Annotated in this window: 1 protein-coding gene; it reads right to left on the bottom strand. The window is 40.2% G+C overall.

What is annotated here, in order from left to right; all coding sequences use genetic code 11:
• A partial coding sequence (locus WKF69_RS00665) for a sulfatase-like hydrolase/transferase (protein WP_340378611.1) occupies positions 1 to 1,354 on the bottom strand: 1,354 nt, incomplete at both ends.

Raw genomic sequence — 1,354 nt, 5'->3', positions numbered from 1 at the left:
TTTCTCGAACCGAAGAATAAACGAGGTATTCTTACTGCCTTTCGAATTGAGCTTAATCGCATATTTTTCACCTTTTACCGCTTTGAAATTCCAGGTCATTGCCATCGCTGCCGGCCTGTCGCCGGGCACTAACATAGCAACTTTCACGGCTTTTTTACCGCTTATTTTACTATTTTCGTCAATGGAGATGTTCCCCTTAACTCCAGCGTTTGTTTTGACATTCCAGCCCCCGAGATTATCTTCTTCAAAGGTGCCGTTAATTATCCTTTTATACGCATCCATGCGAGCACCATAATTACGTGTATCGAGAGGAAAAGCCCCTATACTTTTTGCCCATTTCTCCCATGAGTTATACATAGTGGAAACCCGTTCGGGAAATTTTGCTGAAAGATTACTCATCTCTGAAGGATCCGCATCAAGATCAAATAACTCAAGGGTATTTTTTGAAAATTCTGCATCCTCGGCAGTTTTAGCTACAAGTTTCCATTTACCATCACGCATAGCAATGTTAGCCTCATGTTCCCAATAAACAATTCCTCTGTTATTTTTCTGTCCTTTAAAATGCGGTAAAAGGCTTTTCCCAACAAGAGGCGTTATCTTATTACCTTTGTACTGAGATGGATATTTTGCTTTAGCAATATCAACACATGTTGCCATAATATCGCTGATATGTCCGTACTCATTTACAAAAGTATTGTTGAGGTTTTTATTTATACCAGCCGGCCATGATGCTATCAGAGGTGTAGCAATACCGCCTTCATTCGTGTAATGTTTATACTCTCTAAAAGGGGTACTGCTCAAGTTCGCCCAGTTTATACGATAGCTTTCAAACGTATTTTCAGCACCGTTTACCTCCTTACTTTGGCCGCTATTTATAAATTCAGCACACGCCCCATTGTCACTAAGAAACAAGATCAATGTATTGTCAAGTTGTTTTTTATCTTTCAGTTTTTGCACAATTCGTCCAATACCCTGATCCAACACATCAATCTGGGCAGCGTAAATAGCCATACGCATCGCCATTTCATTTTGGTCTTTTTCAGACAGTGAATCCCATGGTTTTATCACCGGATCGCGAGGTGATAATTGCGTAGTGTTAGTAAATAACCCAATTTGTTTCTGCTTTTCAAAACGTTGCTCCCGCATTTTGTCCCAACCTGCTTTATACAATTCCTCATACTTATCAATATCTTTTTGCAGCGCATGTAAGGGCCAGTGCGGGGCAGTATATGCCACATACATGAACATGGGATTTGACTGTGATTTCGTAAAATGCTGATCTATATATTTTACGCTGGTGTCTGATATCCCATCGGTGAGGTAAAAATCTTTAGGAGCCGGGTATTTTCTATTG

The organism is Daejeonella sp. (assembly GCF_037719425.1).
Classification (GTDB): Bacteria; Bacteroidota; Bacteroidia; order Sphingobacteriales; family Sphingobacteriaceae; genus Daejeonella.
Note: the sequence above shows the minus strand (reverse complement) of the source record. Positions and strands in the feature narration are given on the sequence as shown.